This is a genomic window from Bradyrhizobium genosp. L (genome assembly GCF_015624485.1).
In the GTDB taxonomy this organism is placed as follows: Bacteria; Pseudomonadota; Alphaproteobacteria; order Rhizobiales; family Xanthobacteraceae; genus Bradyrhizobium.
This window is the reverse complement of the sequence record NZ_CP061378.1, coordinates 195661-217544: the sequence shown is the minus strand read 5'-3', so window position 1 is coordinate 217544 and position 21884 is coordinate 195661. Positions and strand designations below refer to the sequence as shown.

20 protein-coding genes are annotated in these 21884 nt (G+C 64.3%); 10 read left to right on the top strand and 10 right to left on the bottom strand.

Annotated features, from left to right (window positions below; translation table 11 throughout):
* Window positions 1–49: 49 nt before the first annotated feature.
* Genes leuS through holA form a run of 3 tightly spaced genes read left to right on the top strand, consistent with a single transcriptional unit; the run spans window position 50 to window position 4249 of the window.
* Complete coding sequence (gene leuS, locus IC762_RS01015) at window positions 50–2674, top strand: leucine--tRNA ligase (RefSeq protein ID WP_195786813.1); 2625 nt, start codon at window positions 50–52, stop codon at window positions 2672–2674.
* Window positions 2661–3212 (top strand): LPS assembly lipoprotein LptE, encoded by a 552-nt coding sequence (gene lptE, locus IC762_RS01010; protein WP_195786812.1) that lies wholly within the window; start codon window positions 2661–2663, stop codon window positions 3210–3212. The genes leuS and lptE overlap by 14 nt, the downstream gene beginning before the upstream one ends.
* Window positions 3213–3220: 8 nt before the next feature.
* Window positions 3221–4249 (top strand): DNA polymerase III subunit delta, encoded by a 1029-nt coding sequence (gene holA, locus IC762_RS01005; RefSeq protein WP_195786811.1) that lies wholly within the window; start codon window positions 3221–3223, stop codon window positions 4247–4249.
* Between the two features lie 112 nt (window positions 4250–4361).
* Here the strand turns inward: holA and IC762_RS01000 are convergent, their stop codons facing one another.
* The 7 genes from IC762_RS01000 to hemJ all read right to left on the bottom strand — a co-directional run bounded on the left by IC762_RS01000 (window position 4362) and on the right by hemJ (window position 12724).
* Window positions 4362–5249, bottom strand: coding sequence for a ParB/RepB/Spo0J family partition protein (locus IC762_RS01000; protein ID WP_195786810.1), 888 nt, complete (start codon window positions 5247–5249; stop codon window positions 4362–4364).
* Window positions 5250–5396: 147 nt separating this feature from the next.
* Complete coding sequence (locus tag IC762_RS00995) at window positions 5397–6248, bottom strand: ParA family protein (RefSeq protein WP_195786809.1); 852 nt, start codon at window positions 6246–6248, stop codon at window positions 5397–5399.
* Window positions 6249–6279: 31 nt separating this feature from the next.
* Window positions 6280–6945: a 16S rRNA (guanine(527)-N(7))-methyltransferase RsmG gene (gene rsmG, locus IC762_RS00990; protein ID WP_195786808.1), complete on the bottom strand. Its 666-nt coding sequence runs from the start codon at window positions 6943–6945 to the stop codon at window positions 6280–6282.
* Window positions 6946–7047: 102 nt separating this feature from the next.
* Window positions 7048–8931, bottom strand: a complete 1884-nt coding sequence (gene mnmG / locus IC762_RS00985; RefSeq protein ID WP_195786807.1) for a tRNA uridine-5-carboxymethylaminomethyl(34) synthesis enzyme MnmG — start codon at window positions 8929–8931, stop codon at window positions 7048–7050.
* Window positions 8932–9138: 207 nt separating this feature from the next.
* The gene (gene mnmE / locus IC762_RS00980; protein WP_195786806.1) at window positions 9139–10467 is read right to left on the bottom strand and encodes a tRNA uridine-5-carboxymethylaminomethyl(34) synthesis GTPase MnmE; all 1329 of its coding nucleotides are present in this window, start codon (window positions 10465–10467) and stop codon (window positions 9139–9141) included.
* A gap of 311 nt (window positions 10468–10778) precedes the next feature.
* A complete protein-coding gene (gene rho, locus IC762_RS00975) occupies window positions 10779–12044 on the bottom strand; it encodes a transcription termination factor Rho (protein WP_021078151.1) in 1266 nt (421 codons plus the stop codon).
* A 257-nt stretch (window positions 12045–12301) separates the two neighbouring features.
* Complete coding sequence (gene hemJ / locus IC762_RS00970; RefSeq protein ID WP_195786805.1) at window positions 12302–12724, bottom strand: protoporphyrinogen oxidase HemJ; 423 nt, start codon at window positions 12722–12724, stop codon at window positions 12302–12304.
* Between the two features lie 446 nt (window positions 12725–13170).
* On the opposite strand from hemJ, the gene IC762_RS00965 reads away from it, so the two are divergent.
* From IC762_RS00965 to dnaQ, 4 genes are read left to right on the top strand one after another with little or no spacing between them, the layout of a single operon-like run.
* Window positions 13171–14013 carry a pyruvate, water dikinase regulatory protein gene (locus IC762_RS00965; RefSeq protein WP_195786804.1) on the top strand — a complete coding sequence of 281 codons (843 nt, stop codon included), beginning with the start codon at window positions 13171–13173 and terminating at the stop codon, window positions 14011–14013.
* Between the two features lie 3 nt (window positions 14014–14016).
* The gene (locus IC762_RS00960; RefSeq protein WP_195786803.1) at window positions 14017–14625 is read left to right on the top strand and encodes a Maf family protein; all 609 of its coding nucleotides are present in this window, start codon (window positions 14017–14019) and stop codon (window positions 14623–14625) included.
* 13 nt (window positions 14626–14638) lie between these two features.
* Complete coding sequence (coaE, locus tag IC762_RS00955) at window positions 14639–15238, top strand: dephospho-CoA kinase (protein WP_195786802.1); 600 nt, start codon at window positions 14639–14641, stop codon at window positions 15236–15238.
* 28 nt (window positions 15239–15266) lie between these two features.
* Entirely contained in the window at window positions 15267–15989 is a 723-nt protein-coding gene (dnaQ, locus tag IC762_RS00950; RefSeq protein ID WP_195786801.1) for a DNA polymerase III subunit epsilon, read from the top strand.
* 180 nt (window positions 15990–16169) lie between these two features.
* Here dnaQ and secB read toward each other — a convergent pair whose 3' ends face one another.
* A complete protein-coding gene (secB, locus tag IC762_RS00945; protein WP_195786800.1) occupies window positions 16170–16658 on the bottom strand; it encodes a protein-export chaperone SecB in 489 nt (162 codons plus the stop codon).
* A 442-nt stretch (window positions 16659–17100) separates the two neighbouring features.
* Between secB and IC762_RS00940 the strand changes: the two genes are divergently transcribed.
* The 3 genes from IC762_RS00940 to IC762_RS00930 are packed head-to-tail and all read left to right on the top strand — an operon-like array spanning window position 17101 to window position 20019.
* Window positions 17101–17805, top strand: coding sequence for a Tim44/TimA family putative adaptor protein (locus IC762_RS00940; RefSeq protein WP_195786799.1), 705 nt, complete (start codon window positions 17101–17103; stop codon window positions 17803–17805).
* A complete protein-coding gene (gene mltA, locus IC762_RS00935) occupies window positions 17783–19429 on the top strand; it encodes a murein transglycosylase A (protein ID WP_246801388.1) in 1647 nt (548 codons plus the stop codon). Before IC762_RS00940 ends, mltA begins: the two co-directional genes overlap by 23 nt.
* Entirely contained in the window at window positions 19426–20019 is a 594-nt protein-coding gene (locus IC762_RS00930) for a Smr/MutS family protein (RefSeq protein WP_195786798.1), read from the top strand. The genes mltA and IC762_RS00930 overlap by 4 nt, the downstream gene beginning before the upstream one ends.
* A 9-nt stretch (window positions 20020–20028) precedes the next feature.
* Here the strand turns inward: IC762_RS00930 and hslU are convergent, their stop codons facing one another.
* Both hslU and IC762_RS00920 read right to left on the bottom strand, forming a co-directional pair.
* A complete protein-coding gene (gene hslU, locus IC762_RS00925) occupies window positions 20029–21333 on the bottom strand; it encodes an ATP-dependent protease ATPase subunit HslU (protein WP_195786797.1) in 1305 nt (434 codons plus the stop codon).
* Between the two features lie 63 nt (window positions 21334–21396).
* On the bottom strand, window positions 21397–21882 hold the full coding sequence (locus tag IC762_RS00920; RefSeq protein ID WP_195786796.1) for a GNAT family N-acetyltransferase: 486 nt from the start codon (window positions 21880–21882) through the stop codon (window positions 21397–21399).
* Between the last annotated feature and the right edge of the window lie 2 nt (window positions 21883–21884).

The following is a 21884-nucleotide window of genomic DNA, read 5'->3' as shown; positions in this document are numbered from 1 at the left end:
CCGCCGTCCCCGTTGGGACCCGAAAACCACCCAAAAGCCTGCGATTTCAATGACCGCCGAACGCTACAACGCCCGTGAATCCGAGCCCCGCTGGCAAGCCGCCTGGGACAAGAAGGCGATCTTCGCCTCCAAGAACGACGACAAGCGGCCGAAATACTACGTGCTCGAGATGTTCCCGTATCCGTCGGGACGCATCCATATCGGGCATGTCCGCAACTATACGCTGGGCGACGTGCTGGCGCGCTTCATGCGCGCCAAGGGGTTCAACGTGCTGCACCCGATGGGCTGGGACGCATTCGGCCTGCCGGCGGAGAATGCCGCGATCGAGCGCAAGGTGGCGCCGAAGGCCTGGACCTACGACAACATCGCCGCGATGAAGAAGCAGCTCAAGTCGATCGGGCTGTCGCTGGACTGGTCACGCGAATTCGCGACCTGCGACCCCAGCTACTACAAGCATCAGCAGAAGATGTTTTTGGACATGCTCGCCGCCGGCCTCGCCGAGCGCGAGAAGCGCAAGCTGAACTGGGATCCGGTCGACATGACCGTGCTCGCCAACGAGCAGGTGATCGACGGCCGCGGCTGGCGATCGGGTGCTGTGGTCGAACAGCGCGAGATGAGCCAGTGGGTCTTCAAGATCACGAAGTACGCGCAGGAATTGCTGGACGCGCTCGACGGGCTGGACCGCTGGCCCGACAAGGTGCGGCTGATGCAGCGCAACTGGATCGGCCGCTCGGAGGGCCTGCTGATCCGCTTCGCGCTGGATCCCGCAACCACGCCGGCCGGCGAGAACGAACTGAAGATCTTCACGACGCGGCCGGACACGCTATTCGGCGCCAAATTCATGGCGATCTCGGCCGATCATCCGCTGGCGCAGGCAGCTAGCGCAAAGAACCCGAAGCTTGCCGAGTTCATCGCCGACATCAAGAAGATCGGCACCGCGCAGGAAATCATCGACACCGCCGAGAAGCAGGGTTTTGACACCGGCATCAAGGCGATCCATCCGTTCGACCCGAGCTGGAAGCTGCCGGTTTACGTCGCGAACTTCGTGCTGATGGAATACGGCACCGGCGCGATCTTCGGCTGCCCGGGCCACGACCAGCGCGACCTCGACTTCGTCAACAAATACGCGCTCGGCGTCACGCCGGTGGTCTGCCCCGAGGGCCAGGATCCGAAGAGCTTCGTCATCACCGATGTCGCCTATGACGGCGACGGCCGCATGATCAATTCGCGCTTCCTCGACGGCATGACGATCGACGCGGCCAAGGAAGAGGTCGCAAAGCGCCTGGAGGGTGAGCTGCGCGGCAATGCGCCGGTCGCCGAGCGGCAGGTCAATTTCCGCCTGCGCGACTGGGGCATCTCGCGCCAGCGCTATTGGGGCTGCCCGATCCCGGTGATCCATTGTCCGAAGTGCGACGTGGTGCCGGTGCCCGACGACCAATTGCCGGTGGTGCTGCCGGAGGACGTCAGCTTCGACAGGCCAGGCAACGCGCTCGACCATCACCCGACCTGGAAGCACGTCAGCTGCCCGCAATGCGGGGCCAAGGCAGTGCGCGAAACCGACACGATGGACACCTTTGTGGACTCGTCCTGGTACTTCGCGCGCTTCACCGATCCCTGGAACGCGACCGCGCCGACGACGCCCGCGATCGCCAACCGGATGATGCCGGTCGATCAGTATATCGGCGGCGTCGAGCACGCGATCCTGCATCTGCTCTACAGCCGCTTCTTCACCCGCGCGATGCAGGCCACCGGCCATATCGACATGAAGGAGCCGTTTGCCGGCATGTTCACCCAGGGCATGGTGGTACACGAGACCTATCAGAAGGCTGACGGCACCTGGGTGACGCCGGCCGAGGTCAAGGTCGAGGTCGGCGGCAACGGCCGCCGCGCGGTGCTGATGGCGACCGGCGAGGAGATCGAGATCGGCCCGATCGAGAAGATGTCGAAGTCGAAGAAGAACACCGTCGACCCCGACGACATCATCGCGAGCTACGGCGCCGACGTCGCGCGCTGGTTCATGCTGTCGGACTCGCCGCCCGACCGCGACGTGATCTGGAGCGACGAACGGGTGCAGGGTGCCGCGCGCTTCGTGCAGCGGCTGTGGCGGCTGGTGAATGAATCAGCCGAAATCGCCAAGTCCGCTCCGGCGGCCCGGCCGGCCAGCTTCGGACCGGAGGCTTTGGCCCTGCGCAAGGCCGCCCACGGCGCGCTGGACAAGGTGTCGTCCGGGATCGAGCGGCTGCATTTCAACGTGTGTCTGGCCCATATCCGCGAGTTCGCCAATGCGCTGGCCGAGGTGCTGGCCAAGGATCAGAAGCCTGCGCCGGATCTGGCCTGGGCGGTCAAGGAAGCCGCGGTCATCCTCGTTCAACTGTTTTCGCCGATGATGCCGCATCTGGCCGAGGAGTGCTGGACCGTCCTGGGCCAAGACGGGCTGGTTTCGGAGGCCGATTGGCCCCAAATCGAACGCGATTTGCTGGTCGAAGACAGCGTGACCCTGGTGGTCCAGGTCAACGGTAAAAAGCGGGGTGATGTTACTGTGCCACGCATCGCCCAAAATGCGGATATAGAGGCTGCCGTTTTGGCGCTCGATACGGTAAAACTCGCTTTGGGCGGCAAGCCCGTCCGCAAGGTGATCGTGGTGCCCATGAGGATCGTCAATGTTGTCGGCTAGGATCAGGATCGCTGCCCGGCTCTTGGCCGTGGCTGCCTTGGCCGCGCTGACGGCCGGCTGCTTCCAGCCCATGTATGCCGAGCATACCGACGGCACGCCCGGCCTGCGCGACAAGCTGATGGGCGTCGAGGTGCCGCCGGTCGAGAAGGCCAACGCCTCACGCGAGGCCCGCGTCGGCGTCGAGGTCCGCAACGCGCTCGCCTTCAAGCTCTACGGCAACGCCACCGGCATGGCGCCGACCCACAAGCTGGTGCTGAAGTTCAACACCAGCCGCTCCTCGCTGATGGTCGACCAGTCCACCGGACTGCCGACCAGCGAGAATTACGGCATCGACGCCCAGTTCAACCTGATCGAGATCGCGTCCAACAAGTCGGTCATGACCGGCACCACCTTCTCGCGGGTGTCCTACGACATGCCCGGCTCCTACCAGCGCTTCGCCCGCTCCCGCGCCTTCCGCGATGCCGAGGACCGCGCCGCGCAGGAAATCGCCGACAACATCCAGACCCGGCTGGCCTCCTTCTTCGCCACCGGGACCTGATCACCGCATTGGTCGCGCTGCGCGGAAAAGAGATCGACAGCTTCCTCGCCCGGCCCGATGCCGGCCGGCCGATCATCCTGCTCTATGGCCCCGACGCCGGCCTGGTGCGTGAGCGCGCCGAGGCGCTGATGGCCTCCGCGGTCGACGATCCCAACGATCCGTTCTCGCTGGTGCGGCTTGACGGCGACGAGCTTGCCGCCGAGCCGTCGCGGCTGGTCGACGAGGCCATGACCGTGCCGCTGTTCGGCGGCCGCCGCGCCATCCGCGTCCGCGCCGGCTCGCGCAATTTCGCAAGCGGCGTCGAGACGCTCAGCGAGATTGCGCTGAAGGATTGCCGCATCGTGATCGAAGCCGGCGAGCTCAGGGCGGAATCGCCGCTGCGCAAGATCTGCGAGCGGGCGAAAAATGCGGTGGCGATCGGCTGCTATCCCGACACCGAGCGCGACCTGACCAAACTGATCGAGGACGAGCTGCGCGTCTCCAACCTGCGGCTCGCATCGGATGCGCGCGCCGTGCTGATGTCGCTGCTCGGCGGCGACCGCCAGGCCTCGCGCAACGAGCTGCGCAAGCTCGCGCTGTTCGCCCATGGCAAGGGCGAGATCACGCTCGACGACGTGATGACTGTGGTCTCCGACGCCTCCGAACTGAAGCTCGATCCGATCGTCGACGGCGCGTTTGCCGGCAACGCCGCGCTGGTCGAGAGCGAGTTTGCGAAAGCCATGGTCGCCGGCACTTACCCCGGCGTGATCATCTCGGCCGCGCAGCGCCAGGCGGCGTGGCTGCACAAATCGGCGCTCGCGATCGCCGAGGGCACGCCGGCCTCGGCCGTGCTCGAAGGCGGATTTCCGCGACTGCATTTCTCGCGCAAGCCGGCGGTCGAGATTGCGCTGCGCAATTTCAGCGCGCCGCGGCTGGTGACGGTGATCGAGCTGCTCGCGACCGCAGCCCTCGACATGCGCAAGCAGGCCTCGCTCGCGGCCGTGATCGGACAGCGCGCGCTGCTGTCGATCGCGGCGAATGCGAAGCGAAGGGGATAGACGTCGACCTTGGTCGATCCGTCATTGCGAGGAGCGAAGCGACGAAGCAATCCATGCTTCCGCACACGTGGACGGATGGATTGCTTCGCTCCGCTCGCAATGACGACGGTGACTAACCACCCTCGAGCCGCCGCACCACCTCGTCGAGCTGCTCGAGGTTGCGGTAGCTGATCTGGACGGTGCCGCCGGGATCGCGGTGGCTGACGGTGACGGTGAGGCCGAGCGCGTCGCTGACCCGCTTCTCCAGCGCGACGGTGTCGGCGTCCTTGGCTTGCGCCTTGGCTGTGCTGCGCGCCTTCTGCGGCTTGCGCTCCGGCACGCCCTCCTCATGCGCCAGCGCCTCGGCCTGGCGGACGTTGAGGCCCTCGGCGACGATGCGCTTGGCGGCCGCCAGCGGATCCGGCACGCCGATCAGCGCGCGGGCATGGCCGGCGGAGAGATCGCCCTTGGAGATCAGCGCCTGGACTTCGCTCGGCAATTTGGTCAGCCGCATCATGTTGGCGACATGGCTGCGGCTCTTGCCGACGATCTTGGCGATGTCCTCCTGGCTGCGTTTGAACTCGTCGGCGAGTGCGTGATAGCCCTGCGCCTCCTCCATCGCGTTGAGGTCTTCGCGCTGGACGTTCTCGATGATCATGATCTCGAGCGCGTCCGAATCCGTGACCTCGATCGGCACGATCGGCACTTCGTGCAGGCCGGCGAGCTGCGAGGCACGCCAGCGTCGCTCGCCTGCGATGATCTCGAAACGGTCCTGCGCGCCCTTGATGGCGCGCACCACGATCGGCTGGATCACGCCGCGCTGCTTGATCGATTCGGCGAGCTCGCCGAGCTCGGCATCGGCAAAGGTACGCCGCGGGTTACGCGGATTGGCCTTCAGGAATTCGATCGGCACCTTGCGCTGGTTGCGCGGCCGCTCGACATGCGCGGCCGCTTCGCCGCCGACGTCTCCGATCAGGCTTGCCAGCCCGCGCCCCAGTCGCGAACGCGCTTCATCGGCCATTGTTGCGAGCTCCCTTGGATTCACGCGCAGTACTCCAGACTTGAACTTGAGAATCGTAGGATGGGTAGAGCGCAGCGAAACCCATCGCCATCTTTACGGGATGCCGAGATGGGTATCGCTGCGCTCCCCCCATCCTACGCATCGTCGTCAATGCGCGCGCAGCTCGCGCTCGCGCTGGATCACTTCGGTGGCAAGCTTGAGATAGGCTTCGCTGCCGACGCATTTGAGGTCGTAGACCAGGACCGGCTTGCCGTAGGACGGCGCCTCCGAGATCCGCACGTTGCGCGGGATCATGGTGTTGTAGACCTTAGCGCCCATGAACTGGCGCACGTCGGCGACCACCTGGTTGGACAAATTGTTGCGCGAGTCGAACATGGTCAGCACGATGCCGTGGATCGACAAATTCGGATTCAGCGTCGAGCGCACCTGCTCCACGGTCTGCAGCAATTGCGACAGACCTTCGAGCGCGAAAAACTCGCATTGCAGCGGCACCAGGATCGCATCCGACGCGGCCATCGCATTCACGGTCAGCAGATTGAGCGACGGCGGGCAGTCGATCAGCACATAGGTGTAGTCGTTGTCAGGCGAGACGTTGTTGTTGAGGCCGGCGATCGCATCGCGCAGCCGGAAGGCGCGGCCGGGCGTGGTGCCGAGCTCGAGCTCGAGGCCGGAGAGATCCATGGTCGAGGCCGCGATGTGCAGCCGCGGCACCGCTGTCGCGACCACGGCATCGCGCAGCGGGGCTTCGCCGATCAACACGTCATAAGTCGAGCAGTTGCGGTTGCGGCGATCGATGCCAAGGCCAGTCGAGGCATTGCCCTGCGGATCGAGATCGACGACCAGGACGCGCTCGCCAATCGCCGCGAGTGCCGTACCAAGATTGATCGCTGTGGTGGTCTTGCCGACGCCACCCTTCTGATTGGCGAGCGCCAGGATGCGTGGATGGCCCGGCGCCTGTTGCGCCCTATCCTCTTGATAAACCTCGTCCATCACAGTCATACCAAAATACCATTTGCTGTTGCGGGGTCCCCTAGCGCCGCTCGATTGACCCGAGTTCGACGATCCAGCCCTGTCCGCCGGTCCGGCTGGAATGTAGCTCTGGCGAGATTTTCCAATATTTAGTGGCCTCGGTCAATTCGGCCTCTACATCTTGACCCTTCAAAAACAGCGCCTTCGCGCCCTTTCTGACCCACGGCTCCGCAAAACCGATCAGTTGATGTAACGGAGCCAGCGCCCGCGCGGTGACGCAATCGATGGAGCCTGCGATTCTATCCACAGTATCCCCGATATCAGCGAGATGCACCGTCCCCGGCGCGCCCGTCACGCGGATCGCCTCACGCAAGAATGCCGCCTTCTTGGCGATTCGCTCAACCAGATGGATCCGCGTCCCCGGCACCTCGGCCAGCGCGCAGGCCAGCACGACACCCGGGAAGCCGCCACCGCTGCCGAGGTCGACCCAGGATTTGGCTGACGGAGCGAGGCTCAGAAGCTGCAGCGAATCGGAGATATGGCGGGTCCAGAGATTCGGTAAGGTCGATGGCGCGACGAGGTTGGTCTTTGCCTGCCACTCTAGGAGGAGGGCGACATAGCGATCGAGCCGGGCTTCCGTTTCACGTGAAACAGGCGTGAGGGCCAGGGCTGCCGCCTTATCGGCGGCGGAGATCCCCGAGGCTGTGGTTTGCGCGGATGAAGTCATTCCCATGGTGCCATTGATGGCTCGTCATTGCGAGCGAAGCGAAGCAATCCATCTCTCCTCGCAATGACGGCCATCGAGGCCGCCATTGTTTCACGTGAAACGTTATGCGGAGGCCTTCGCCGTCTTCCGTCGCGCCTCACGGCGCAGATAAGCTGCCAGGATGCCCAGCGCCGCCGGCGTCATGCCGTCGATACGGCCAGCCTGCCCAACGGTCCGAGGCTGCGCCTTTTCCAGCTTGGCGCGGGCTTCGTTGGAGAGGCCGGGCACATCGGCATAGTCGATATCGGTCAGCACCAGGCCCTCGTCACGGCGGAAGGCGTCGACGTCGGCGGTCTGGCGCTTCAGATAGACATCGTATTTGGCATCGATCTCAAGATGCACGGCGATTGCAGGCGCGACGGCCGATAATTCGGGCCAGATCGCCTGGACCGCGGGCCACTCGATCTCCGGATAGGCCAGCAGCTCGAAGGCCGAGCGGCGGTGGCCATCGCGGTTGAGCGACAGCCCATGCTTCGCGGCTTGGTTCGGGGTGATCGCGAGCGACTTTGCCAGCGTCTTGGCGGTTTCGAGGGCGGTCATCTTGGTCCGATGCCGCTCCGCGCGGGCCGTGCCCACGCAACCGAGCGCAATGCCCTTGTCGGTCAAGCGCTGGTCGGCGTTGTCCGCCCGCAGCGTCAACCGATATTCGGCGCGCGAGGTGAACATGCGATAGGGCTCGGTGATCCCGCGGGTCACGAGGTCGTCGATCATCACGCCGAGATAGCCGTCGGCGCGGTCGAACACGATCGGATCGGCTCCGCCGGACGCCAATGCTGCATTGAGCCCCGCAACAACACCCTGCCCGGCGGCCTCTTCGTAGCCTGTGGTGCCGTTGATCTGGCCGGCCAGGAACAGGCCACGCAGGCGCTTGGTCTCCAAGGTCGGATCGAGCTCGCGCGGGTCGACATGGTCATACTCGATCGCGTAGCCCGGCCGGACCATCTTCACCCGCTCGAGGCCGGGGATGCTGGCGAGGATCGCGAGCTGAACTTCCTCCGGCAGCGATGTGGAGATGCCGTTCGGATAGACCGTGCTGTCGTCCAGCCCTTCCGGCTCCAGGAAGATCTGATGGCCGTCACGGTCGCCGAAGCGGACGATCTTGTCCTCGATCGAGGGGCAATAGCGCGGCCCGGAGCTCTTGATCTGGCCGGAATACATCGGCGAGCGATGCACGTTGGCCCGGATCACCTCATGGGTCGCAGGCGTGGTCCGGGTGATGCCGCACTGGATCTGCGGGGTCGTAATCCGATCGGTCATGACCGAAAACGGCTCCGGCGGCTCGTCACCGGGCTGCATTTCGACCGCGGACCAGTCGATCGTGGTCCCGTCCAGCCGGGGCGGCGTGCCGGTCTTGAGCCGGCCGAGGGTAAAGCCGGCCCGCTCGAACGAGGCAGACAGGCCTATCGCCGGCGCTTCACCGACCCGGCCCGCCGGCCAGTTCTTCCCACCGAGATGGATCAGACCACGCAGGAAGGTGCCGGTCGTAATCACCACCGCACCCGAACGAAGCTCGCGGCCATCGCCGAGGCGAATACCGGTGACGTGACCGTCCGCGACGATCAGCTCATCGGCCTCACCCTCGATCACACTGAGATTTAGGGTCTCCGAGATCGCCGCCTGCATCGCGGCGGCATAAAGCTTGCGATCGGCCTGAGCGCGGGGTCCACGGACCGCGGGACCCTTCCGGCGGTTCAGCATGCGGAACTGGATGCCTCCGGCATCGGCGACCCGGCCCATCAGGCCGTCCAGAGCATCGACCTCCCGCACCAGATGGCCCTTGCCGAGCCCGCCGATGGCGGGATTGCAGGACATCGCACCGACGGTCGAAAAACGATGGGTGACCAGAGCGGTCTTTGCGCCCATCCGGGCAGCCGCACTCGCGGCCTCGCAGCCGGCATGGCCGCCGCCGATGACGATGACGTCAAATGAATTGGCCCGGGAGATCATGGCGGGACTTCTATCGCGGAGTGATGAAAGCCGGAAGAACGAAGTTGGAGGCTTGCCGCAGATATGGACTGGTTCGCCTCACGCGCAATGAGGGGACAAAGCTTGTTTCACGTGAAACATAGCCTGCATCACCCGTCGGGAATTGTTTCACGTGAAACGAGGGCCGAGTCGGAACCCCGAACCGCTGTTTCACGTGAAACAGCCGCGCTACTTCCCTATGCAGAACTCCCGGAAGATGACGTCGAGGATGTCCTCGACATCGACCCGCCCGAGCAGACGACCGAGTGCATAGGCAGCCCGCCGGAGTTCCTCGGCCGCGAGCTCCTCGCCCTGCCCGGCCACGTCGATGCTCCCCCGAAGCGCCTCGACTGTCGCCTGGAGCAAAACCCGCTGACGCGTTCGGCTGATCAAGCCTCCCTCGCTGGTACCGAAATAATCATGGGCGAAGCTGACAAGCGCAGCGATCAGTTCCGGAATCCCATCGCCGCGAGCTGCCGATACCCTGAATTCGGGATGACCGCCCTCGCCTGAACCAGCCAAAACCGTGCCGAGATCGATCTTGTTCCGCACCAGCCAGGTCGGGGTAGCACTGTCATACCTCACTTTGCGATCGATACCGTCGGCCAGCCACAGCACCAGGTCCGCCTCCGCGGCGCGCGCGCGAGCACGGCGAACCCCCTCCTGCTCAACCGGATCGTCGGTCTCCCGGATTCCGGCGGTGTCGATCACCGTGACTGGATAGCCGTCGAGGTCGAGCTGCACCTCGATCACGTCGCGCGTGGTGCCGGCATGCGGCGAGACGATCGCGACCTCGCGTCGGGCAAGCTGGTTGATCAGGGTCGACTTGCCGACATTCGGCGGCCCGGCGATGGCGACGACGAGACCGTCGCGCAGCCGCTCGCCTTGGCCCTGAGCTGATAGAACGGTCTGGATCTCGTCGCGGAGCGATTCGATCTTCGCCAGCGCCGGCGTGATCAACTCAGCGGAGACATCGCCTTCGTCGGAGAAATCGATGCCGGCCTCGATCAGCGCCGAAGCCGCAATGATCCGCTCGCGCCAGTCGCGGGCGCGGTCGCCGAGCAGGCCCTTCAGCTGGCGCAGCGCCTGGCGCCGCTGACGGTCGGTATCGGCGTGGATCAGGTCGTCGAGGCCTTCGGCTTCGGTCAGGTCGAGCTTGCCGTTCTCGAACGCCCGGCGCGTGAACTCGCCAGGCTCGGCCGGCCGCACATTCGCGAAGGCGGCCAACGCGGCGAACACCGCCGCCAGCACTGCGCGGCCGCCATGGACGTGAAACTCGGCGACGTCCTCACCGGTGGCGCTGGCCGGCCCTGGAAACCACAGCACGACCGCGTCGTCGATCGGCTGACGGTTCAAATCGCGGAGCAGCACCCGCGTCGCCATCCGCGGGGTCGGCGCTTTGCCGGCAAGGCCCTCAATGACCGACTCGGCCATTGGGCCAGACAGTCTGACAATGGCAATCGCGCTTGGCGGACGCCCGGAGGACAGAGCGAAGATGGTTTGGTCGCGCGGATGCATGTCCTATTAGGTCTTGCGCCGTTGCAAAGGCAACGCCGTTTCCCTCAGTCCCGCGATTAGTCTTATATTGCATTGCAACATACGCGATCGTCCGCCGCAGCATTCGCGCAGCAATTATGTTGCGAGGCTGCGGGGCTCGACATCAGACTTCACGCTAGCGATCAAGATGTTTAAATCATATCAGTACGTTACATAGTAAATAAAGTGTTTACGAGCTCCGGCCTCATGCTGCACCCTTCTGCAGCAAAGCCGCAGCATGAAAAAGGCGCCCCGTTGCAGCGGAGCGCCCTGTTCGGTCCTGGGCTGCGGCCTCAGGTATTCATCGAGTCGAAGAACTCCGAGTTGCTCTTCGTATTGCGGAGCTTGTCGAGCAGGAAGTCGATCGCGTCCATGGTGCCCATCGGATTGAGGATGCGGCGCAGGACGTACATCTTCTTGAGGACCTGCGGATCGGTGATGAGCTCCTCCTTGCGGGTTCCGGAGCGGGCGATGTCGATCGCCGGGAAGGTCCGCTTGTCGGAGACCTTGCGGTCGAGGATCAGTTCCGAGTTACCGGTGCCCTTGAACTCTTCGAAGATGACTTCGTCCATTCGGCTGCCGGTATCGACCAACGCGGTCGCGATGATCGTCAGCGAACCGCCCTCCTCGATGTTGCGCGCGGCGCCGAAGAAGCGCTTCGGGCGCTGCAGGGCGTTGGCGTCGACGCCGCCGGTCAAGACCTTGCCGGATGACGGCACCACCGTGTTGTAGGCGCGGCCGAGGCGGGTGATCGAATCGAGCAGGATCACGACGTCGCGGCCGTGCTCGACCAGGCGCTTGGCCTTCTCGATCACCATCTCGGCAACCTGGACGTGGCGCACGGCCGGTTCGTCGAAGGTCGACGACACCACCTCGCCCTTCACCGAACGCTGCATGTCCGTGACTTCTTCCGGACGTTCGTCGATCAGGAGCACGATCAGATAGCAGTCCGGATGATTGGCGGTGATCGAGTGCGCGATGTTCTGCATCAGCACCGTCTTGCCGGTGCGCGGCGGCGCGACGATCAACGCGCGCTGGCCCTTGCCGATCGGCGCGACGATGTCGATGACGCGCGCAGACAGGTCTTTCTTGGTCGAATCCTCAAGCTCCATGCGGAAACGCTGATTGGGAAACAGCGGCGTGAGGTTGTCGAAATTGACCTTGTGCTTCGACTTTTCCGGGTCTTCGAAATTGAGCGTGTTGACCTTGAGCAGCGCGAAATAGCGTTCGCCTTCTTTCGGGCTGCGGATATGGCCTTCGATGGTGTCGCCGGTGCGCAAGCCGAAGCGGCGGATCTGCGAGGGCGAAACGTAGATGTCGTCGGGGCCGGGCAGATAATTCGCATCGGGTGAACGAAGGAAGCCGAAGCCGTCGGACAGAACCTCGACGACGCCTTCACCGATAATGTCGGTCTCGGCAATCGCGAGCTGCTTGAGGATGGCGAACATCAGCTCTTGCTTGCGCATGGTGCTGGCGTTCTCGACCCCATTCTCTTCCGCGAACGAGACGAGCTCGGCCGGCGTTTTCGATTTGAGGTCCTGGAGTTTGATTTCCCGCATTGGGGTAGTCCTGTGAGGAAGTAGCTAGGGAAGGGAGTGCGAGGTGGCTTTGGAAAAAGCGGACGCCAAGGGAAGGTCCGCAGGTCTCAGCCAGGAAAGTGCCGTTGGGGCTTCAAACCTGATGCGGCGGCCGGTCCAAGAAAAAGACCGGAACGCGACCACATCCGCCTGCGTGGGGTGGGATAACGCCTATATAGAAAATCGATCCAAGCTTCGCAAGAAGGACTGAAGCACGCTTCCTGGGCATCGCAAGGTCGCTAAAACGGCTTCACCACTACCAGGATAACGATCAGGATCATCAACAGCGTCGGCACCTCATTGATAATACGGTAGAATTTCTGGCTGCGCTGATTCCGGTCGGCAGCGAAGTCCTTCACACAGCGCGATAAAAAGCCGTGGATACCCGACATGATCAGCACCAGCGTCAATTTGGCGTGAAACCAGCCGGCCGTGTACCACTGCCTTTCCCAGACCATGTAAAGGCCGGCGAGCCAGGTCACGCCCATCGCCGGGTTGATGATCGCCCTGAGCAGGCGCCGCTCCATGACCTTGAAGGTCTCGGACTGCTTCGAGCCGATCTCGGCTTCGCAATGGTAGACGAACAGGCGCGGCAGATAGAGCATCCCCGCCATCCAGGAGATGACGGCAATGATGTGCAGCGCCTTGATCCACTCGTACATCGCGGATTGCCTTTCGGGGGAACGGATCGGGCGAGCTCAACGTTGCGAGCAAGGCCTTGCAAGCGAGGGACCGATACATATCCGCAAGCTCGGCTTTCCTAAACCTAATAATTTTAGAATCTTAGGTTTGAGTCTAAGTGGCAGGGGATTTGACTCATGCAACGCGATCCAGTCTCTCTTGAGAGCTTGTTCACATCCCTCAACATTCTGGCCGCCCGGCCTGGGTATCCGGATTCGTTGGGTTGACTCAATTGCTTGTGCTGGCCTGTGGCCAGCTTATGAAGAGACAAATCCACACCCACTCACTATCATCGCCTCTCATGACGTCGACTTGTCCCGTTACGGGGTGCTGTGAAGAAAAGGATGGGTTATCCCGGAACTGGCCCGCGGCCCCGGATTCTCACCCCCGACCTCCACAGGGATTCACAGGATAGACAGGGGTTCTGGTGCCCACCACCTCCAACTATTTTCATCTCCATCTGGTCTCCGATTCGACCGGCGAGACGCTGATCACCGTGGCGCGCGCGGTCGCCGCGCAATATGCCAACGTCACTGCGGTCGAGCATGTGTACCCGCTGGTGCGCAGCCAGAAACAGCTCGATCGGGTGCTCGACGAGATCGAGGAATCGCCCGGCATCGTGCTGTTCACGCTGCTGGAGAAGGATCTGGTCGGCCGGCTCGAGGCGAAGTGCCGCGAGATCAACGTTCCGAGCCTGTCGATCATCGGGCCGGTGATGCAATTGTTCGAGGCGTATCTGGGTGCCGCGACCACCGGGCGGGTCGGTGCGCAGCACGTGCTCAATGCGGAATATTTTGCGCGCATCGATGCGTTGAACTTCACGATGATGCATGACGACGGCCAGCACGTCGAAGGCCTCGAGGAGGCCGATGTCGTCCTGGTCGGCGTGTCCCGCACCTCCAAGACACCGACCTCGATCTATCTCGCCAACCGCGGCATTCGCACCGCGAACGTGCCGCTGGTGCCGGGCATTCCGCTGCCGCACCAGCTCGAGACCTTGAAGAAGCCCTTGGTGGTCAGTCTGCATGCGACGCCGGAGCGTCTGATCCAGGTTCGGCAAAATCGTTTGCTCACCATGGGTGACCGCGACAACGAGACCTATATCGACAAGCAGGCGGTGGCCGACGAGGTCGCCTTTGCGCGACGCCTGAGCGCCAAGTTCAATTGGGCATTGCTGGACGTGACACGGCGTTCGATCGAGGAGACGGCGGCTGCGGTGATGAAGCTCTATAACGACCGCCAGCGCGCGCGACCGTCGGAAGACCTGTAGAATATGAGCATCTGGCGCGGACAACAGCGGCTGATTCTGGCGTCGCAAAGCCGTGCGCGAAAGATGCTGCTGGAAAATGCCGGCCTCGATTTCGAGGCACTGCCGGCTGACATCGACGAGCGCGCGGTGCAGAGGGATTCCGGCCTTTCTTCACCTGGCGAGATCGCTTCGCTGCTGGCGCGCGAGAAGGCGCTGTCCGTCTCGCGGCAGAAGCCCGGCCAGTACGTCGTCGGTGCTGATCAGACGCTGGCGCTGGGGCCGCAGATGTTCAGCAAGCCAGCCGGCCGCGCGCAGGCGGCCGAGCAGCTCGGCCTGCTCGCGGGCCGTACGCATGAGCTGCATTCAGCCGTCTCGGTCGCGCGCAACGGCAAGATCCAGTTCGCGGATGTCAGCATTGCCCGCATGACCATGCGGCCGCTCGGTCGCAGCGAGATCGAGGCCTATCTCGGCCAGGCCGGCGATGCGGTGACGACCAGCGTCGGCGCCTATCAGCTCGAGGGGCTTGGCGTGCACCTGTTCGAGCGTATCGAGGGTGACCATTTCACCATCCTCGGCCTGCCGCTATTGTCGCTGCTCGCATTCCTGCGCCGCGAGGCACTGCTCGCCGTATGAGAGAACCGATCCGATGATGATCCTTGGCCTGACTGGCTCGATCGGGATGGGGAAATCCACCACCGCGAAATTGTTCATGGAGGCTGGCGTGCCGGTCTATGACGCCGATGCGGCCGTGCATCAGCTCTACGAGGGCGAAGCAGCGCCGGCGATCGAGGCCGCGTTTCCCGGGACCACCATGGACGGCAAGGTCGATCGGGCGAGACTTTCGGCGCGCGTGGTGGGCGACGCCGCGGCGATGAAGCAGCTCGAGGGAATCGTGCACCCGATGCTGGGCGCGTCGCGGCAAAAGTTCTTTGCCGATGCGGAGACAGCCGGCGCGCCCGTTGTCGTGCTCGATATTCCTCTGCTGTTCGAGACCGGTGGTGAAAAGCGTGTCGACGCGGTTGTCGTCGTGACCACTTCGCCGGAACTGCAACGCGAGCGCGTGCTGGAGCGCGGCACCATGGATGCCGCAACGCTCGACGCCATCATCGCCAAGCAGATGCCGGACGCCGAAAAGCGCAAGCGCGCCGATTTCATCGTGGATACCTCGCACGGACTTGATCCGGTGCGGGCGCGCATCCGCGACATTCTGGCCGAGGTTGTTAAGATGCCGGAGCGGCGCGCCTGATTCGCCCGCTTCCGGATCCCTTGCTCTCATGCGCGAAATCGTTCTCGATACCGAAACCACTGGCCTCGACCCGCTGCGCGGCGACCGGCTGGTCGAGATCGGCTGTGTCGAGATGTATAACCGCATGCCGACGGGGCAGACCTATCACGTCTACATCAATCCCGAGCGCGACATGCCGGCGGAAGCGTTCGCCGTGCACGGGCTGTCGACCGAGTTCCTGGCCAGCAAGCCGCTGTTCACCGAGGTCGTGGACGAGTTTCTGGCTTTCATCGGCGACACGCCGCTGGTGATCCACAACGCGTCCTTCGACATCAGCTTCATCAATGCCGAGCTCGACCGCATCAAGCGGCGGGCGATCCCGAAGGACCGGCTGGTCGACACGCTGCTGCTGGCGCGGCGCAAGCATCCCGGCGTGTCGAACAGGCTCGACGATCTCTGCTCGCGCTATGCGATCGACAATTCCCGCCGCACCAAGCACGGCGCGCTGCTCGACGCCGAGCTGCTGGCCGAGGTCTATATCGACCTGATCGGGGCGCGGCAGTCGCAGCTGATCCTGGCGTCGGAAGCGGCAGATGCGCGCGCCGGCAGCTTTGGCGACACACCGCGGCGGCAGCGTGCGACCCCATTGTTGGCGCGGATCAGCGACGCCGATCGCGAAGCCCACCGCGACTTTGTCGGCACCCTCGGCGACAAGCCGATCTGGAACGACTATTTGCCGCAGCCCGCGCCGTCAGCAGCCCCGGCCGTTTGATTCCTCATTACCGGTGTCATCGCCCGGCTTGACCGGGCGACCCAGTACGCCGAGGCCCCTCCGTTTATCGCCGACGTCTCTGGAATACTGGATCGCCCGCATACGCGGGCGACGACACCGAGCTGGTCGGCAACTGGCCTTAGCTAGGGTAACGGGTTGAACCTTCCCTGCGCCCCGAGATCAGCTCGGCTTGGCGCCGGACACGGCCTGGGCAGCGGCTTGCCGTTCCATGTTCTGGCGGTAGAGGCTGACGAAATCGACCGGATCCAGCATCAAGGGCGGGAAGCCGCCGTCGCGGACCGAGGTCGCGACGATCTCGCGGGCGAACGGGAACAGCAGCCGCGGGCACTCGATCATGATCAGCGGGTGCAGGTTTTCCTTCGGCACATTGACGACCCGGAACACGCCGGCATAGGCGAGGTCGAAGCTGAACATCACCTTGCCGGCGGTCTCGGCCTTGCCCTCGATCGACAGGATCACCTCGAACTCGTTTTCGGCGAGGTTGTTGGCGGCAACGTTGATCTGGATGTTGATCGCCGGCTGTTGCTGCTGCGGGCCGAGAGAGGACGGCGCGTTCGGGTTCTCGAACGACAAATCCTTGGTGTACTGCGCCAGCACGTTGAGCTGGGGAGGGGCCTGCTCGACAGGCGCGCCGTTGCCGTTGGTCATGAAATGTCTCCTGAAGCGACGCTCGATGGACGGGATGTCCGACGGCACGCGTCAAAGGTGTCGGGAATGCCGGGCGAGTGGCTATCATAGGGCGAGCGCAGTCGACAAGGACGACGCGCCAAAGGAAGCGGCAGAGTTCGCCGGATTCGCGCGCGGAGGGGCGCAAAGGCGGCCGCGCCAACCCCTTAATGACTTCCTAAATTATTGAATATGCGCGATTTCCAGGCAGGAACGGGTTTCCCCCCACGGTCAAAACGCGCTACACTTGCCCGTGCCAAAAAGCGCCATTGGCCGGGCATAGTTTCATGCCTACATGCTGCGGACTCAATCGGTGATGTAATCTCTGCCGTTCCTCACCGGGAACGCTTGACCGGGAATACTTGACCCCGGAACACTTGGATGACCGGCCCGTTGCCGGCAGAGACCAGAAAGCGAATTCGACGTGGATATCTACACCATCATCTTCCTGGCGCTGGCCGTGTTCATCTTCCTGCGCCTGCGCAGCGTGCTCGGACAGCGCACGGGAAGCGAGCGGCCGCCCTATGATCGCGCGGCGCCCAACGTCGTGCAGCGCGGCCAGGACAATAACGTCGTCCCGATGCCGGGATCGGTGATCGATCAGCCGGCCTCGGCCGCTCCCGCCGAGCCGGTCGAACCGTCCGAGCGCTGGAAAGGCGTCGCCGAGCCCGGCACCGCCCTGGCGCAGGGTCTCGACGCGATCGCCGCCCAGGATTCCGCGTTCGACCCACGGCATTTCCTGTCCGGCGCCCGCTCGGCCTACGAGATGATCGTGCTGGCCTTCGCCAACGGCGATCGTCGCGCGCTTAGGGATTTGTTGTCGACCGAGGTGTATGAAAGCTTCGAGTCCGCAATCAAGGATCGCGAGAAGCACGAGCAGAAGACCGAGACCCGGTTCGTGTCGATCGACAAGGCCGAGATCGTCAGCGCGGAGACCCGCGACCGCGTGGCGCAGCTCACCGTCCGCTTCGTCTCGCAGATGATCTCGGTCACGCGCGACAAGACGGGAACGATCGTCGACGGCAGCCCGGACAAGGTTGCCGACATCACTGACGTCTGGACCTTTGCCCGCGACTCGAGCTCCCGCGATCCGAACTGGAAGCTGGTTGGCACTGGAAGCGCTCACTAAGCACCTCAGCTATGGACGCCTCGCGGTAGCGTGTTGCGCGCTGGCGGTTGTTTGCTCCACGGCGGCGATCGCCGCGCGCTACCGAAGCCGCCACGCGCCGGTGCATGAGCATGCGCGCCAGACCCCCTATCCCAAGCTGGATTTGCCGTTGCAGGTCAGCGGCAGCCAGTACGAGCCGCTAAGCTGGGCCACTGTCGCCGGCTGGAGCGACGACGACCACCTCGCGGCCTACAAGGCCTTCCGCACGAGCTGCAAGCCGATCGCGGCCGAGCACGGCCTGCCGGCGGAAGCCAAGGCGCTCGGCAGCTCGCTGCGCGATCCCTGCCGGGCTGCCAGAGAGCACGAACTCGCCGACAGCGCGAAGGCAAAGGACTTTTTCGAGCAGAATTTCGTGCCGCTGAAGATTTCGCGGCTCGGCGAGGATGCCGGTTTCGTCACCGGCTATTACGAGCCGGTGCTCGATGGGTCGCGGACGCAGACCGATGTCTACAACGTCCCGGTCTATCGCCGCCCATCCAATCTGTTCGTGCGCGGCAAGACGCAAGCCTCCGTCGGTCTGCCCAACAGCGGTCCGGTCTATCGCAAGATCGGCCGCCGCAAGCTCGTGCCCTATTACGACCGGGCCCAGATCGAGGATGGCGCGATCGCCGGCCGTGGGCTCGAAATCTGCTGGCTGAAGAGCCAGACCGATCTCTTGTTCGCGCAGATCCAGGGTTCGGCGCGGATCAAGCTGACCGACGGCGGCACGGTGCGGATCAACTATGATGCGCATAATGGCTATCCCTACACGCCGGTCGGCCGCATCCTGATCGATCGCGGCATCATCCCGAAAGATCAGATGTCGATGCAGAAGATCAGGGAATGGATGGACCAGAACCCTGATGGCGCCAAGGAGCTGCGGCGGCAGAACCGCGCCTATGTCTTCTTCCGCGAGGTGTCGCTGTCCGACAAGGACGAGGCGGTCGGCGCGCAGGGCGTGCCGCTGACGCCGGGCCGCTCGATCGCGGTCGACAAGGCGCTGCATGTCTACGGCACGCCGTTCTTCATCGCGGGCGAGCTGCCGATCGAATCCGAACAATCGAAGACGCCGTTCCACCGGCTGATGATCGCGCAGGACACGGGCTCCGCCATCGTGGGTCCTGCGCGCGCCGATCTCTATTTCGGCGCCGGCGCGGATGCCGGAAAGGTGTCGGGCCGGCTGCGGCACAATGCGCAGTTCGTCATGCTGGTGCCCAAGGGGATCGATCCCGTCGCGCGCGGTCACAAGCTGCCGATCCCGGACGAACGGCCGTCGGCGAAGATCGCGAAGCTGTTTCCGCAGACCGATCCGCAACCGGACAAGACGGCGGCGAAGCCTCCAGAGGCGCCTGCGGCGACAGTCGCCAAGAGCGGGACCAAAGATGTCGCCAAGAACGTCGCCAAGAATGCTGAGACCAAGGGTTCGGCGCCAAGGGATCCGGCGACGAAGGATGCTCCCGCAGTTGCCGCTCCCGCGGCGCCGACCCCTGTCGCGCAGGCTGCGCCTGTGGCAGAACCGGTGCCGCTGCCGGCCGCGCGTCCCGACATTCCGCAGCAACCGGAGAAGCGGCGCACGCGACGCGCGCGACATCACCGTTACAGATGAAACGTCCAGCGCCGATTCCCGATCTCTCCGCTCCATCGCGGCGCAAGCGCACGCTGAGTGAAGAGGAGCGCGCGCTCTGGGAGAGCGTGGCGAAACAGGTCAAGCCACTGCGCAAGCGATCTTCACCCGCGAAAGCCCATGCGGCTCCGCCCGAGCCTGTGCCGCATCACGCCTTGGCAAAACCCGTTCCAGTCAAGCCGGCGGCGCCGGTCAAGGTCGTGCCGACCCCACGCCCGCAGCTGCCGCCGCTGGCACCGATCGGCCGCCGCGAGCGCGCAAAGCTGTCGCGCGGCAGGCAGGACATCGATGCGCGGCTCGATCTCCATGGCATGACGCAGACGCGTGCGCACCGGGTGCTGTTCGGCTTCCTACAACGCGCGCATCATGACGGGCTCACCTTCGTGCTCGTCATCACCGGCAAGGGCAAGGTTGGCGGCGAGTCCGCCGAGCGCGGCGTGTTGCGCCGTCAGGTGCCGGAATGGCTCAGCCTGCCGGAATTCCGCGCGCTGGTGGTCGGCTTCGAGGAGGCAAGTATCGGCCATGGCGGCGGCGGCGCGCTGTATGTGCGCGTCCGACGTGCGCGAGGTTAGCCGCAACCCCTACAGGATGAACCGGCTCAGATCGGCGTTCTTGGCGAGGTCACCGACGTGCTTCGTCACATAGTCGGCGTCGACCTGGATGGTCTCGCCGTGGCGGTCCGGTGCAGTGAAGGAGATCTCGTCCAGCACCCGCTCCATCACGGTCTGCAACCGCCTTGCGCCGATGTTCTCGACCGTCGAATTGACGGCGACCGCGATGTCGGCGAGCGCATCGATCGCGCCGTCGGTGATATCGAGCGTCACGCCCTCGGTCTTCAGCAGCGCGACATATTGCTTGATCAGCGACGCCTCGGGCTCGGTCAAAATCCTGCGCATGTCGTCGCGGGTCAGCGCCTGCAGCTCGACGCGGATCGGCAGGCGGCCCTGCAATTCCGGCAAAAGGTCCGACGGTTTTGCGATGTGGAACGCGCCGGAGGCAATGAACAGGATGTGGTCGGTCTTGACCGCGCCATGCTTGGTCGAGACCGTGGTGCCCTCGATCAACGGCAGCAGGTCGCGCTGCACGCCCTCGCGCGAGACGTCGCCACCATGGCGGTTCTCGCGCACGCAGATCTTGTCGATCTCGTCAAGGAACACGATGCCGTTGTTCTCGACCGCGCTGATCGCCTCCAGCACCAATTGATCGGTGTCGAGCAGCTTGTCGGATTCCTCGTTGACCAGGATCTCGTGCGAGCCTTCGACGGTGAGGCGGCGGGTCTTGCTGCGCCCGCCCATCTTGCCGAAGATGTCGCCGAGCGAGATCGCGCCCATCTGGGCGCCGGGCATGCCGGGGATCTCGAACATCGGCATGCCGCTCCCGGACGATTGCGTCTCGATCTCGATTTCCTTGTCGTTGAGCTCGCCGGCGCGCAGCTTCTTGCGAAACGACTCCCGCGTCGCCGGGCTCGATCCGGGACCGACCAGCGCATCCAGCACGCGCTCCTCGGCGGCAAGCTGGGCGCGGGCCTGGACGTCCTTGCGCTTGCGCTCGCGCACCTGGGCGATCGCGACCTCGACGAGATCGCGGATGATCTGCTCGACGTCGCGGCCGACATAGCCGACCTCGGTGAATTTGGTGGCCTCGACCTTGAGGAACGGCGCAGCCGCAAGCTTGGCCAGCCGGCGCGCGATCTCGGTCTTGCCGACGCCGGTCGGCCCGATCATCAGGATGTTCTTGGGCAGAACCTCCTCGCGCAGGGAACCGGACAGCTGCAGCCGCCGCCAGCGGTTGCGCAAGGCGATAGAGACGGCCCGCTTGGCGTCGCCCTGGCCGACGATGAAGCGGTCGAGTTCGGAAACTATTTCACGGGGGGAGAAGTCGGTCATTGGCTCTAGCTAGGTTGAAAGAACTATCTCGGCAAGCGCGGTTTCGCGCCTGCGACGTTGGTGTCATGCGTCGCGGACCATCAGCAACGCCGGCCCGTCAGGCGTGTCGACGATGCCTGCCCTCTGGAAACCCGCTTTCTCATAGGCGCGCACCGCGCGTGCGTTGGTCGGGTCGGGGTCGGAGACAATTCGTGGGGCGCCCTGCGCCAGCCGCGCGTCGACGAAGGCGCGGATCAGCGCGGCGCCGTGACCATGCTCGATCATGCCGGGCTCGCCGATGAACAGATCGATGCCGCGCGTGCCCTCGGGCTGGACGCCGAAGCCGGAATTCCACGTCGTCAGGTCGTAACATTGGATGTAGCCGAACTCGCCGGTTGCGGTCGCGACGATGAACTGGTCCATCGCCGGCTCCTCGAGATCGCCGCTGACCAGCGCATATTGCTCGGCCGGGTCGCCCCACCACTCCCGGACATGCGGCAGCGCCAGCCAGCGCTGGATCTGCGGCAGGTCGTCGCTGGTCATCGGACGGAAATGATAGGGGCCGGCCATGC